13 protein-coding genes and 1 pseudogene are annotated in these 12,649 nt (G+C 71.0%); 3 read left to right on the forward strand and 11 right to left on the reverse strand.

Features of this window, described 5'->3' with window-relative positions; genetic code table 11:
* On the forward strand, positions 1-1,270 hold a 1,270-nt coding region (locus VM938_08460), incomplete at its 5' end, for a S8 family serine peptidase (protein HVF75068.1).
* 25 nt (positions 1,271-1,295) lie between these two features.
* Positions 1,296-1,724, forward strand: coding sequence for an OsmC family protein (locus VM938_08465; GenBank protein HVF75069.1), 429 nt, complete (start codon positions 1,296-1,298; stop codon positions 1,722-1,724).
* Positions 1,725-1,731: 7 nt separating this feature from the next.
* Here the strand turns inward: VM938_08465 and dapE are convergent, their stop codons facing one another.
* From dapE to VM938_08520, 11 genes and pseudogenes are all read right to left on the reverse strand, one after another.
* Entirely contained in the window at positions 1,732-2,802 is a 1,071-nt protein-coding gene (dapE, locus tag VM938_08470) for a succinyl-diaminopimelate desuccinylase (protein HVF75070.1), read from the reverse strand.
* Positions 2,799-3,626, reverse strand: coding sequence for a 2,3,4,5-tetrahydropyridine-2,6-dicarboxylate N-succinyltransferase (locus tag VM938_08475; GenBank protein HVF75071.1), 828 nt, complete (start codon positions 3,624-3,626; stop codon positions 2,799-2,801). Before VM938_08475 ends, dapE begins: the two co-directional genes overlap by 4 nt.
* A gap of 16 nt (positions 3,627-3,642) precedes the next feature.
* Entirely contained in the window at positions 3,643-4,755 is a 1,113-nt protein-coding gene (locus VM938_08480) for an aminotransferase class I/II-fold pyridoxal phosphate-dependent enzyme (protein HVF75072.1), read from the reverse strand.
* Positions 4,752-6,017, reverse strand: a complete 1,266-nt coding sequence (hflX, locus tag VM938_08485) for a GTPase HflX (GenBank protein ID HVF75073.1) — start codon at positions 6,015-6,017, stop codon at positions 4,752-4,754. The genes VM938_08480 and hflX overlap by 4 nt, the downstream gene beginning before the upstream one ends.
* Positions 6,014-6,802 (reverse strand): diaminopimelate epimerase, encoded by a 789-nt coding sequence (gene dapF / locus VM938_08490; GenBank protein HVF75074.1) that lies wholly within the window; start codon positions 6,800-6,802, stop codon positions 6,014-6,016. The genes hflX and dapF overlap by 4 nt, the downstream gene beginning before the upstream one ends.
* Position 6,803: 1 nt before the next feature.
* Complete coding sequence (miaA, locus tag VM938_08495) at positions 6,804-7,709, reverse strand: tRNA (adenosine(37)-N6)-dimethylallyltransferase MiaA (GenBank protein ID HVF75075.1); 906 nt, start codon at positions 7,707-7,709, stop codon at positions 6,804-6,806.
* Complete coding sequence (locus tag VM938_08500) at positions 7,706-8,350, reverse strand: hypothetical protein (GenBank protein ID HVF75076.1); 645 nt, start codon at positions 8,348-8,350, stop codon at positions 7,706-7,708. Before VM938_08500 ends, miaA begins: the two co-directional genes overlap by 4 nt.
* A 53-nt stretch (positions 8,351-8,403) precedes the next feature.
* Complete coding sequence (miaB, locus tag VM938_08505; protein ID HVF75077.1) at positions 8,404-9,783, reverse strand: tRNA (N6-isopentenyl adenosine(37)-C2)-methylthiotransferase MiaB; 1,380 nt, start codon at positions 9,781-9,783, stop codon at positions 8,404-8,406.
* A gap of 149 nt (positions 9,784-9,932) precedes the next feature.
* A pseudogene (locus tag VM938_08510) lies at positions 9,933-10,190 on the reverse strand (stage V sporulation protein S).
* Positions 10,191-10,358: 168 nt separating this feature from the next.
* Complete coding sequence (recA, locus tag VM938_08515; GenBank protein HVF75078.1) at positions 10,359-11,402, reverse strand: recombinase RecA; 1,044 nt, start codon at positions 11,400-11,402, stop codon at positions 10,359-10,361.
* Positions 11,403-11,495: 93 nt separating this feature from the next.
* On the reverse strand, positions 11,496-11,663 hold the full coding sequence (locus tag VM938_08520; GenBank protein ID HVF75079.1) for a hypothetical protein: 168 nt from the start codon (positions 11,661-11,663) through the stop codon (positions 11,496-11,498).
* Here VM938_08520 and VM938_08525 point away from each other — a divergent pair.
* Positions 11,653-12,642, forward strand: coding sequence for a methyltransferase domain-containing protein (locus tag VM938_08525; GenBank protein ID HVF75080.1), 990 nt, complete (start codon positions 11,653-11,655; stop codon positions 12,640-12,642). The two genes, VM938_08520 and VM938_08525, sit on opposite strands and share 11 nt — an antisense overlap.
* Positions 12,643-12,649 lie beyond the last annotated feature (7 nt).

Below are 12,649 nucleotides of genomic sequence, written 5' to 3' on the forward strand. Positions count from 1 at the left end.
GACGCCTTCTGGCGCGGCAAACGACGGGGGCGCAGCGGGACAGTGGGGCATGCGCATCATCGGCGCTGAGGCCGCGTGGACCGTCGGCTTGGGGGCGAACTCCACGATTGCCATCGTCGACAGTGGCGTCGACCCCAACCACGAGGACCTGCGGGGCAAGGTCCTTCCCGGGCGGAACTTCGTGGATCCCAGCAAGCCGCCGCACGACGACAACGGGCACGGCACCCACGTAGCCGGTATCGCTGCCGCGCTCACCGACAACGGCCTCGGGGTGACGGGTGTGGCGCCCGAGGCAAGCATCCTGCCGGTGAAGGTGCTTGCCGCGAACGGCACCGGCACCGGTCGCCATGTTGTCGACGGCATTCGGTGGGCAGCAGAAAACGGGGCGACGGTCATAAACGTGTCGCTCGGTGCGGGCTACGAGATCGACAACGCCTACATATCGACCACGGCAACCGACCTGCGAACCGCGGTGAACTACGCCTGGAACAAAGGGGCTGTCGTCGTTGTGGCAGCCGGCAACGACCCCTCTGCTGTGAACGTGTTCGCGGAACAGCCCGTGATCGTCGTGACCGCCACTGACGACGGCGATCAGAAATCGCCTTACGCCACCGGCGTCGGCATATCCCGGTGGGGCCTGGCCGCGCCCGGCGGCACGGGCAAGGGCCCTGCTACTCGGAACATCCTCTCGACGTACTGGGTTGCCGGCGCTTCCGACAGGTACGCCTGGGCGGCGGGAACCTCGATGGCCGCACCCCACGTGGCCGGCGCCGCGGCCATCCTGCGCGAGCGCGGGCTCGACAAGGAACAAACCGTGGCCCGGCTGCGGGGCACGGCCAAGGACTTGGGCGACCCCGGGCGCGACAACGTGTATGGCGACGGACGCCTCGATGTGGCCAGGGCGGTGCAAGGCCTCCGACCCGCGGCCCGCACAATTCGTGCCGCCGGGCCCACCAACACGCCGACCACCACGCGGCGTGGCGGTTCGAACGGGACCACGGTCACGACCACAAAGCCTGCCGCTCCCGCCCCGCCTGAAGGCCCCCTCGTTGGCGCCACCCCCGGGCTCAACGTGGAGCCGTTTGATGCCAACGGCCCGGCGCCGGGAGGCACACTCGACCCGGTCGACGACACCGAGGAGGCGGCACGCAAGGGTGGCGGCGAGGGTGGTCGCCAAAGCGACGACGAGCGCCCATGGGCACCGGCGGCGCTCGGGGCCGGGCTCCTGGCCGCCGCTGCCGCGGGTATCGTCCGCGCCGGGCGCGCCTGACCAGGCGGCCGCACGAGGAGGACATATGCCGGTACGTTCCGCGGACGCCCGTTGGGAAGGCTCGCTGCAAGCGGGCAAGGGCAGCATGCGCTTGGCAGGCGGTGCCTACGAAGGCCCCTACTCCTTCAGCTCCCGCTTCGAGGACGGCACGGGCACCAACCCCGAGGAGCTCATCGCCGCCGCCCACGCCGGCTGCTTCTCCATGGCGTTGTCGGGCGGCCTGGGCCGGGCGGGCCACGAGCCGGTGAGCGTGCAGACCACAGCCAAGGTCCACTTGGAGAAGGGCGAGGCGGGCTTCGGCATCCCCCGCATCGAGCTCGTCACCGAGGCCGAGGTTCCCGGCATCAGCGAGGAAGAGTTCCAGCAGGCGGCAGAGACGGCCAAGCAGAACTGCCCCGTCTCCAAGCTCCTGGCCGCCGCCGAGATCACCTTGGAGGCCAAGCTCATCGGCTGAGCCGGAGCTACGCGCCGTCGGCCAGCACTCCCTGCAACACGGCGAAGGCGGCGTCGAGCTCCCGGCGCTCGACCCGCTCGTCGGCGGTGTGCGCCAGCGTGGGGTCGCCCGGCCCGAAGTTGGTGGCGGGCATCCCACGTCCGGCGAAGAACGACACGTCGGTCCACCCCAGCTTGGCCCGCGGCGCGGCGTCGCTGCGGGCCAGCACGGCCGCCAGCAGCGGGTGGTCCAGCGACGGCGCGGCGCCCGCGGCGGCATCGAGCACCTCGAGGGTGTCGCCGTCGACCACCTCCACCGAGTCGCCCAGCACCTCGTACACATGGGCCACGGCCTCGTCTATCGAGCGGTCGGGGGCGAACCGGTGGTTCAGCTGCAGCACCACCCGGTCGGGCACCACGTTGCCCGCTACGCCGCCCTCGACCCGCACCGCCTGCAGCGCTTCGCGGTACTCACACCCGTCGAGCAGCGGCCGCCGCTCGACATATCCGGCCACCCGCTCCAGCACCGGCACCAGCCGGTGGACGGCATTGCGGCCCATCCACGGCCGAGCCGTGTGCGCCCGCTCCCCCGCCAGCGTCACCTCGATGCGCACCGTCCCCTGGCACCCCGCCTCGACCACGGCGCCGGTGGGCTCGCCCAACACAGCAGCGTCGGCCACCAACAGGTCGGGCCGGACAGCCCCCAGATGGTGCAGCCCGTTGTGGCGCTGGGCCACCTCCTCGCACACGTAGAACACATACGTCACGTCGACGGCGGGCTCGTCGACGGTGCGGGCCAGCTCCAGAAACACCGCCAGGCCGCCCTTCATGTCGGCCGCTCCCAACCCCCACAACACGTCACCCTCGATCCGGGCCCGTTCGTTCCCGTTGGGCGGCACGGTGTCGAGGTGCCCGGCCAGCAGCAACCGCTGCGCCCGCCCCAGCGACGTGCGGGCCACCACGTTGTCGCCCACCCGGTCGACCGTCAGCCACGGCACGTCGCGCAGCCGGGCCTCGACCACGTCGGCCAAGGGCCCCTCGGCGTGGCTCACCGACGGGATGTCGACAAGCTCGGCGCAGGCGTGCAGCAGGTCGGTCACGTCGTGGCGCCGTGCTCGCGCAGGATCGACTCCAGCTTCAGCTTGTCGTGCTCCTCGCCTTCGCCGAGCCGCCGGATGACCAACACGCACGGCATGCCGAACTCCCCACCCGCAAACCGCTTCGTGCGGGTGCCGGCGATGGCGATGGCCCGCTCGGGCACGTCGCCCCGGCTGATCTCCTCGCCCGTCTCCACGTCGATGACCGGGATCGACGACGACAGGATCACCCCGGCGCCCAGCTTGGCCCCCCGCCGTACCCGTGCCCCCTCGACCACGATGCAGCGCGACCCGATGAACGCATCGTCTTCCACCACCACCGGCGCCGCCTGCGGGGGCTCCAGCACGCCCCCGATGCCGACCCCGCCCGACAGGTGCACGTTGGCCCCGATCTGGGCGCACGACCCCACCGTCGCCCACGTGTCGACCATGGTGTTGGCCCCCACCCGCGCACCGATGTTCACGTAGCTCGGCATCATCGTCACGCCCCGCTCCAGGAACGACCCCCACCGCGCCGACGCACCCGGCACCACCCGCACGCCTGCGGCTGCATACCCACGCTTCAGCGGGATCTTGTCGGCGTACTCGAACGGCCCCAACTCGGTCGTCTCCATGGCCGACAACCGGAACAGCAGCAGCACCGCCTGCTTGAGCCACTGGTGGACGACCACCTCACCCGAAGCGGCGTCGACCTCGGCGATGCGGGCCTCGCCGGTGTCGAGCAGGGTGATCGCCTGGTGGACGATCGCCGTCGCCTCACCGTCGTCGGCGGCCAGCTCGGCGCGGCGGTCCCAAAGTTCTTCGATCTGCGATTGGAGGTCGGCCATGGACGGCGAGGCTACGTCAGACGCCGAGGCGTGACGCCACCAGTTCGAGCCGTTCCAGAGGCTGAACCAGCGCCACCCGCACGTGCCCCCGGCCCGCCTCGCCGTAGAACTCGCCGGGGCTGACCAGGCACCCGCCCTCGCTCGCCAAGCGCTGGGCGAAGCCCCACTCGTCGCCGTCGGGCACCGGCGCCCACAGGTAGAAGCCCCCCGCAGGCAACGGCGCGTAGGCGCCGAACTTGGCCAGCACGGCGGCGAAGAACTCCAGCCGTTCGAGGTACCGCGCCCGCTGCGCCTCGACGTGGGCGTCGTCGGCCCACGCCGCCACCGCGGCCGCCTGCACCGGCCCGGGCACCATGAGCCCGACGTGCTTGCGGACCTCCGACAAGTACGTCACCAACTCGGCGTCGCCCGCGTAGAACCCCGCCCGCGCCCCGGCCAAGTTCGACCGCTTCGACAGCGAGTGCACCGCCACCACCCCGTCGAACCCCGACGACAGGATCGTGCGGGGCGGCCCTGCCCACGTGAACTCCACGTAGCACTCGTCACTGAACACCGGCACGTCGTGCGCCCGGCCCCACGATGCCGCCGCCGCCAGGTCGTCGACCTGGCCTGCCGGGTTGCCCGGCGTGTTCACCCACAAGCACAGCGCCCGGGCCGCGTCGTCCTCGGAGATCGACGACAGGTCGAGCCGCCACACGTCGTCGACCGCCACCGGCACCGCCCGGCAGCCCGCCAGCACCGCGCCCATCTCGTAGGTCGGGTACGCCACAGCCGGGTACAGCACCGTGTCGCGGGCGGGCGTGCGCAGACGCAGCCACTGCGGCAGCGTGGCCACGAACTCCTTGGTGCCCACACAGGCGGCCACCGCCGACGCCGGAACACTCACACCCAGCCGCCGTTCCATCCAGCCCGCGGCGGCCTCACGGTAGGCGGCCGTGCCCACCGAGGGCGGGTAGCCCCGCTCCGCCCCCGACCCGCCCAGCGCCGCCACCACCGCCGGCGGCGGCGCGTCGTTGGGCGTGCCCACCGACAGGTCGACGACGCCGCCTTCATGCCCTTCGGCCGCCGCCTTGGCCGACGCCAGCCGGTCGTACGGGTACGGCGGCGGCTGGAAGCCGGGCTCGCTCATGACGGGACGAGGAACTCCTTGAACCGGGCGCTGCCCGCGGCGTCGAGCCGAGCCCGCAGCCGGGTGCCGCCTTCTTCGTGCTGCTCGGTGAGCACCTCGCCCTCCCGGTGCAGGGCGGCCACTACGTCGCCCCGTTCGAACGGCACCACCAGTTCGATGACGTTGCCCAGCGCCCGCAGCCGGTCGCCGATGGCCGACAGCAACCCGTCGATGCCGTCGCCGGTCACGGCCGAGACGACCACGGAGCCCGGATGGCTCTCGGCCAGGCGCTTGGCCTCCACCGACATGTCGGCCTTGTTGAAGGCCAGCAACTCCAGCACGTCACGGGCGCCGATCTCGGTGAGCACGGCGTGCACCGCTTCGATCTGGGCTTCGGGGTCGGGGGCGGCGGAGTCGACCACGTGCACCAGCAGGTCGGACTCGGCCACCACCTCCAAGGTCGACTTGAAGGCCTCCACCAACCCGTGCGGCAGCTTCTTGATGAAGCCCACGGTGTCGGACAGCAGCACCGACTCGCCGCCCGGCAACTGCAGGCGACGGGTGCGGGGGTCCAAGGTGGCGAACAGCCGGTCTTCCACCAGCACGCCCGCGTCGGTCAGCCGGTTGAGCAGCGTCGACTTGCCTGCGTTGGTGTAGCCCACCAGCGACACCGTCTGCAGTCGGCCCCGAGCCCGGGCCTTGCGCTGCGTGCGCCGGGTGGCGGTGAGCTCGCGCAGGTTCTGCTCCAGCCGCTGCACCCGCCGCAACAGGCGCCGGCGGTCGACTTCCAGCTTGGTCTCACCGCCACCCATCCGGGTGCCCACGCCACCGCCCTGGCGGCTGAGCGCCGTGCCTCGGCCCCGCAGGCGGGGCAGGCGGTAGCGGATCATGGCCAGCTCGACCTGGTCCTTGCCCTCTTGGGTGCGGGCGTTCTGGGCGAAGATGTCGAGGATCACCGCGGTGCGGTCGATGGCCGTGCGCCCCAGGATCTTCTCGAGGTTGCGCTGCTGGGCGGGCGACAGTTCGTCGTCGAACACGACGGTGTCGGAGTCGACGGCCTCGGAGATCTCGTGCAGCTCCTGGGCCTTGCCCTTGCCCACGTAGGTGGCGGGGTCGGGCGCGTCGCGACGCTGCACCACCCGGGCGGCCACGTCGGCGCCTGCGGTGTCGACCAACAACGCCAACTCGTCGAGGGATGCCTCCACCTCCTCGAGCGTGGCGGGAGGGATGACGACGCCGACGAGCACGATGCGCTCTCGAAACGACCGTTCGATAAGGGTCACAGCTCGACCTCGATCCGGGCGACCCGTTCGGTCGGCCCGCTCAGCACCACGCCGTCGGGCCGGAGCTCGACCTCAGCATCGCCACCGGGCTGGTGCACGACAACCCGTTCCCCCACCAACCCCCACGCATGGGCCGCAGCCGCCGCCGCGCACGCGCCCGTGCCGCACGCCTGGGTCTCGCCCACGCCCCGCTCCCACACCCGCATGGTCACAGCGTCGGGCTCCGGCCCCACCATCACGAACTCCACGTTCATGCCGCCCGCGAACCCGGACTCGATGCGGGGGCCGAGGCCGGGCACGTCGATCGACGCCGGGTCGGGGCCCACGAGCACCAGGTGGGGGTTGCCCATGTCGACGGTGCGGGCCTTGCGGTCGGGGAAGTCCTGGGGCTGGTCGGCACCGACCTCGGCCTTGCCCATCTCCACGCTCACCCACGCCGTTCGCGGCCCGGTCGGGCGAACCACCAACTGCCGCACCCCGGCCAGGGTGGCCACCGACACCGCAGGGCCGGGCACGACGCCTGCGTCGACTACCGCTTGGCCCAGGCACCGCAGCCCGTTGCCGCTGAGCTCGGCCACGCTGCCGTCGGCGTTGCGCAGGTCCATGCGCACGTCGGCCGCCGTGTCGCGCACGACCCGGATGACTCCATCGGCGCCCACGCCCCGGTGCCGGTCGCACAGGGCGCGTGCCGTCGCCGCATCGACTGGCGATGCGTCGTCGAGGTCGAGCAGGACGAGGAAGTCGTTGCCCAGGCCGTGGTGCTTGGTGAGGGAGAGGACAGGCATGTCAGGCCCATTCTCTCAACAGGGCGGGGAGCACAGCGAACGGGTTCTCGGCGGCGCCGTACCAGGTGATGCGGGGGTCGCGGCGGAACCACATGCGCTGGCGCCGGGCGAAGTCGCGGGTGCGCGCCACCGCCTCGGCCAGGCAGTCGGCCAGCGGCACGCCGTGCTCGACATGGGCCAGCACCTCGCGGTAGCCGAGCGCTTGGCGGGCGGTGCGCGACAGCCCGTCGGGCCGGGCCGACAGCGCCCGCACCTCGTCGACCAGCCCGGCGCCGATCATGGCGTCGATGCGCTGGGCGATGCGCGCCGCGTTGGCCTTGCGCGGCAGCCACAGCCCGACCATGTCGAAGCGGGCGGGCGGGTGGGCGTCGAGCCCCGGGCCGAACGACGAGAAGGGCCGCCCGCTGCCCATCGTCACCTCCAAGGCCCGCACCACCCGGCGGCGGTTGGTGGGTTCCATGCGGGCCGCCGCCACCGGGTCGAGCTCGCTCAGCCGCCGGTAGAGGGCGTCGGTGTCGGGCTCGGCCTCCAGCTCGTCGCGCACCTCCGGGAACTGTCCTGGCACCTCGAAGGCGTCGATGACGGCCCGCAGGTACAGCCCCGTCCCCCCGACCAACAGCGCTCGGCGTCCCCGGCCTTCGATGTCGGCCAGCACGCGAGCCGCCGCCTCTTGGAAGCGGGCCACGGAGAAGTCCTCCGACGGCTCGGCCAGGTCGACCAGGTGATGGGGCACCTCGGCCCGCTCGGCGGCCGACGGCTTGGCCGTGCCGATGTCCATGCCCCGGTACACCTGCATGGAGTCGACGCTGACCAGCTCGATGTCGGGCACCCGGCGGGCCACTTCCAAGGCCAAGGCCGACTTGCCCGACGCCGTGGTGCCCACCAGGGCCACATGGCGGACGGTCACAACGACACCCCCCACCGCCCGGCCAACGACACCAAGGCGGCGGCCACCCCGTCGGGGTCGACCACCGGAGAGAGGTGGGAGCCGGGCAGCGAGGCCACCGCCCAGCCCTGGCGGGCGGCTTCGGCTTCCTCGCCGTCGTAGGCCCGGCTCAGGCGGAGGAAGCCGCAGGGGGCATCGGGCCAGCCCGCCACTTCCGGCAGGGGCTCGCGCAGCAGGTCGGCCGGCACAGGGTCGAGCTCGGCCCGGAAGCGGGTGCGCAGTTCCTCGTCGGGCAGCAGGGCGTCGAGGGCGTGGGGGTCGAACCACTCGCTCCACGGCGGCAGGAACTCCCCGTCGAGTAACTCGGCCAGCCGGGCCTGGAACGAGGGGTGGACCGACGCCAGGCGGCTTCGCCCAGGGTGCGGGAGGGCAGCGTCGACGAACAGATAGGCAGCGCAGCGGCCGACCCGCCGGCCCGCCGCCGGCAGCAGCGGCCCCGCCCCGCTGTGGCCCACCAGGACGACATCGTCGTCACCCGACGCCCGCGCCGCGGCGGCCACCGCCTCGGCCATGGGCTCGGCGTAGGGCGGCCCGTCGGCGGCCAGTTGCCGCAACGAGGGCACGGCGACCGACGCACCCCGCTGCCGGAGTCGGTCCGCCACCGCCTCCCACGTCATCGGCCCCACGAAGGGGCTGTGGACGAGGACGACCCCGGTCAGACGACCGCCACCGGGATGCGGGTGCGGTGCCGGGGACGGGCCGTGACCTCGACCAACTCTCCGGCCAGGTAGTGCGGCGCCGCCCGCGTCACCCGAACCTGGGCGAAGGAACCGCCAGGCAGCGGCTGCGGCGACGGGAAGTGCACGAGCTTGTTCTGGCGGCTGCGCCCGGTGAGCACGGCCGGATCGCGTTTGCTCGGCCCTTCGACCAGCACTTCTTCGACCCGCCCCACCCGGGCTTCGTGCTTGGCCAGGGCCGAGCGCTCCACCACGACCTTGAGCCGCTCGAAGCGCTCGGCGACGACCTCGGCGGGCACGAACCGATCGACCAGCTCGGCCGCCTCGGTGCCGGGGCGGGGCGAGAAGATGAAGGTGTAGGCGCTGTCGTACTCGGCGGCGGCCACCACCTCCAGCGTGCGTTCGAAGTCGTCGTCGGTCTCGCCCGGGAAGCCCACGATCAAGTCGGTGGTCACGGCCAGGTCGGGCACCGCCGCCCGGGCCGCCGCCAGCTTCTCCAGGTAGCGCTCGGCCCGGTAGCCGCGGTGCATGGCGGCCAGCACCCGGTCGCTGCCCGACTGCAGGGGCAGGTGCAGGTGCTCGCACACCGCAGGCACCGAAGCCATCGCTTCGATGGTCTCGGGGCGCAGGTCCTTGGGGTGGGGGCTGGTGTAGCGGACCCGGCGGATGCCGTCGACGGCGCCCACGGCGGCCAGCAGCTCGGCGAACAGCGGCCGGCGTTTGGTCAGGTCGCGGCCGTAGGAGTTGACGTTCTGGCCCAGCAGGGTGACCTCGACCACGCCTGCGTCGGCCAACGCCGAAGCCTCGGCCACGATCTCGCCGAACGGGCGGCTGATCTCGACACCCCGCACCGACGGCACGATGCAGAAGGCGCAGGCGTTGTCGCAGCCGATCTGGATGGTCAGCCACGCCGCATAACCCACGTCTCGCCGGGCAGGCAGGGCGGACGGGAAGGCCTCGGACTCCTCGAGGATCTCCATGATCGGGCCCTCGACGGCGGCCCGGCGCAGCAAGTCGGCGGCCGAGGCCACGTTGTGGGTGCCGAACACCACGTCGGTGTGCGGTGCCTTCTGCTGGATGAGGTCGCGGTCTTTCTGGGCCAGGCAGCCCGCCACGGCGATCTGGAGCCCGGGGCGACGGTCCTTCAGCGCCTTGAGGTGGCCGAGGTTGCCGTACAGCTTGTTGTCGGCATTCTCCCGGATGCAGCACGTGTTGAGCACGACGACGTCGGCCTGCTCCAGGTCGTCGGTCGCCTCCATGCCGTCGGACTCCAGCAAGCCCGCGATGCGCTCAGAGTCGTGTTCGTTCATCTGGCACCCGAAGGTGCGGATGACAAACCGACGGGGCGCCTCGCTCATGCCTGCCAGCGTACGCGGCGCACGCCGGTCACTCCGGCGGGCGACTAGAGGACAGCGGCGCCGTCGACGGCCGCGGCAGCAGCCATCGGCACGGCCAACGGCATCGGCACGCTCTCACGCATGTCGAGTGTCGTCGGCATGCGGCGCTCTCGGTCCTCGATGAGCAGGCGGATGGCCGTACGGCTCTCACCGTCGATCTCGATGTCCTTGAACGCAGGCACGCAGATCAAGTCGACGCCCGAGGGCGCCAAGTAGCCGCGGGCGATGGCGATCGCCTTCACAGCCTGGTTCAGCGCGCCCGCGCCGACCACCTGCACCTCGACGGCGCCCGTCTGCCGAATCACTCCGGCCATCGCCCCGGCACACGAGTTCGGGTTGGACTTGCTCGACACCTTGAGAACTTCCATGGACTGCCCCCCAACTCCAGAATGCCGCGCGACTACTGGTCGATTGCACAGTTCGACGGGAGCGGACAATCCTCCTTTATTTCCCTCAAGGTGATTTCCGCTCCCGCCGAATGATGTGCTAGAGGCCGCGCGCCTTGGTTCGACGCGCTTCCCCGAAGTGCTACTTCCTTACTTCAAAAGGATCGGCTCGTCGTCGCTTTCGCCCTCGCCCAAGGGGACATCGTCGCCCCCGACGAGCCCGACCTGCTTGCGGATGCGCTCGTTGATCTCGACCATCACCTCGGGGTTGTCGGTGAGGAACTGCTTGGCGTTCTCACGACCCTGGCCGAGCTGCTCGCCCTCGTAGGTGTACCAGGCACCGGACTTCTTCACGAGGCCCAAGTCGACGCCCACGTCGATGAGCGAGCCCTCGCGGCTGATGCCCCGCCCGTACATGATGTCGAACTCGGCCTGCTTGAACGGCGGGGCCACCTTGTTCTTGACGACCTTGACACGGGTGCGGTTGCCCACCACCTCGACGCCGTCCTTGATCGACTCGATGCGTCGGATGTCCAATCGAACCGACGAATAGAACTTCAATGCACGACCACCCGGAGTGGTTTCCGGGCTCCCGAACATAACGCCGATCTTTTCCCGCAATTGGTTGATGAACAGCGCAATGGTGTCGGTCTTGTTGAGCGTGCCGGTCAGCTTGCGCAGGGCCTGCGACATGAGCCGGGCCTGGAGGCCGACGTGGCTGTCGCCCATCTCGCCCTCGATCTCGGCCCGGGGCGTCAGCGCCGCCACCGAGTCGATGACCACGACGTCGAGGGCACCGGAGCGGATCAGGGTGTCGGCGATCTCCAACGCCTGCTCCCCCGTGTCGGGCTGGGAGATGAGCAGCTCGTCGATGTCGACGCCGATGGCCGAGGCGTAGACCGGGTCCATGGCGTGCTCGGCGTCGATGTAGGCGCAGATGCCCCCGTTGCGCTGCGCTTCGGCGACCACGTGCATGGCGAGGGTGGACTTACCGGACGATTCAGGCCCGTAGACCTCCACCACCCGGCCCCGGGGCAGGCCGCCCACGCCTAACGCCAGGTCGAGCGACATCGCGCCGGTCGAGATGGACTCGATGCCCATGTGGGTGGTCTCGCCCATCCGCATGATCGAGCCCTTGCCGTGCGTCTTCTCGATCTGGCCGAGCGCCATCTCTAGTGCCTTGTCTTTTTCCACCGCTGGTCCCCTCTGCTCGTAGGTCAGGTACGAGTTCCACCCTACGGAGAGGGTGAGACAGTTAATCCGGCCTGTGTACTTCCCGCAGTGTAATTACGAACGGGTGTTCGGTTCAAGCACCCACCGTTCCACGACCTCGCAACGGGCGCCGCCGCCGTGCAGCAGGCGGGGCAGCGAGCGCACGCGGTCGACGACCGAGGTGGGCGGCCGCAAAGCGACGAAGAGGCGCACGGTCGACCAGAATGCCCCGGTGCCGAGCATCGTGGACCGCATCGATCCTTCGACCCTGCCGCCCTCCGTCCGGCGCATCGGCAAACGGGGCCTGCGCCTCGGCCGGTCCGCCCGGCAGCGGGCCAAGCTCCTGCGCCAGGTCGTGAGCCCCGCCGCCGGCGTCGGCTTCGACGACCTGCCCACCCCCATGGCCATCCGCATGGCCTACGAGACCGTGCTCGACCGCTCGCCCGAGCCCCAGGACTACGTCCACTACACGGCCGAGCTGGAGACGACCACCCGCGCCCGGATGCTGGAGATCATGCGGGGCTCGGAAGAGGCCTACATGAACGTGCGGGTCACAGACCTGCTGAACTCGCTCCACCTCAGCCGGTGCGACTTCGTGCGCAGCCTCCCCCGGGCCCGGCGCATCCTCGACCTCGGCGGCAGCCACCAGTCGAACCGCGAGGGCGCCTTCGTGCACCTCGGCTACCCCTACCCGTTCGAGCGGCTGATCCTGGTCGACCTGCCCATCGACGAGCGCCACGAGATCTACCAGCTCAGCGAGAAGGCCGAGGTGGTCGAGACCGCCCTGGGGCCGGTGGAGTACGCCTACCACTCGATGGCCGACCTCTCCCGTTACGACGACGAGTCGTTCGACCTGGTCTACAGCGGCCAGACCATCGAGCACGTCACCCCCGAGGAGTGCGACGACACCCTGGCCGAGACGTTCCGGGTGCTGCAGCCGGGCGGCTACTTCGCCGTCGACACGCCCAACGACACGGTGTGCCGGCTGCAGCGCCCCGACTTCATCAACGACGACCACAAGGTCGAGTACAGCCACGAGGAGTTCACGGCCAAGCTGCGCAAGGCGGGCTTCGAGATCGTCGACGCCAAGGGCCTCAACTACCTGGGGCACCCGGCCTCGGAGGGCGGCTTCGACGAGATCGAGGTGGCCCGCAACAACGGCCTCTACGGCGAGCCGCAGGACTGCTACCTGCTGGCCTACATCTGCCGGAAGCCCGGGTAGTTGCGTA

It is taken from the genome of Acidimicrobiales bacterium (assembly GCA_035536915.1).
Classification (GTDB): domain Bacteria; phylum Actinomycetota; class Acidimicrobiia; order Acidimicrobiales; family JAHWLA01; genus JAHWLA01.

What these genes read in the sequence shown, in the direction of transcription:
- VM938_08465 (HVF75069.1), top strand. Translation starts at nt 1,296, where the DNA reads ATGCCGGTACGTTCCGCGGACGCCCGTTGGGAAGGCTCGCTGCAAGCG.
- VM938_08475 (HVF75071.1), bottom strand. Translation starts at nt 3,626, where the DNA reads ATGGCCGACCTCCAATCGCAGATCGAAGAACTTTGGGACCGCCGCGCC.
- VM938_08480 (HVF75072.1), bottom strand. Translation starts at nt 4,755, where the DNA reads ATGAGCGAGCCCGGCTTCCAGCCGCCGCCGTACCCGTACGACCGGCTG.
- dapF (HVF75074.1), bottom strand. Translation starts at nt 6,802, where the DNA reads ATGCCTGTCCTCTCCCTCACCAAGCACCACGGCCTGGGCAACGACTTC.
- miaB (HVF75077.1), bottom strand. Translation starts at nt 9,783, where the DNA reads ATGAGCGAGGCGCCCCGTCGGTTTGTCATCCGCACCTTCGGGTGCCAG.
- VM938_08520 (HVF75079.1), bottom strand. Translation starts at nt 11,663, where the DNA reads ATGCTCGGCACCGGGGCATTCTGGTCGACCGTGCGCCTCTTCGTCGCT.